Here is a 288-nt window from a genome sequence, read left to right as displayed (position 1 = left end):
GACATCGCCGGTTTCAGGCAGGAAGGGCTGGCAGACGCGGACGGACTTATGGCGCTGATGGCGCAAGACAAGAAAGTGAAGCGCGGCCGCCTCACCTTCATCCTGCTGAAAGCGATCGGCCGGGCGGTCGTTGCGTCCGACGTCGAACCGGCGATGGTTCGCGATTTTCTTGCCGCCAAGCTCGCCGTCGCGCCGGCTTAGGACTTTCGAATCAGAGAAGTTGAAATCAGCAGCGTGACTCTGTTCTGACAGGACGCTTTTTCTTCGCGCGAACCGGTGCCCACTTCG

1 pseudogene is annotated in these 288 nt (G+C 60.4%); it reads left to right on the top strand.

Annotated elements, in window-relative coordinates:
* Positions 1-201, top strand: a pseudogene (locus tag J4G32_RS21080) (3-dehydroquinate synthase); the annotation flags it as partial.
* Between the last annotated feature and the right edge of the window lie 87 nt (positions 202-288).

The sequence above is a fragment of the Microvirga antarctica genome (assembly GCF_017921815.1).
GTDB classification, from domain to species: Bacteria; Pseudomonadota; Alphaproteobacteria; order Rhizobiales; family Beijerinckiaceae; genus Microvirga; species Microvirga antarctica.
The sequence above is the reverse complement of the archived record's forward strand: the minus strand, read 5'-3'. Positions and strand labels throughout refer to the sequence as shown.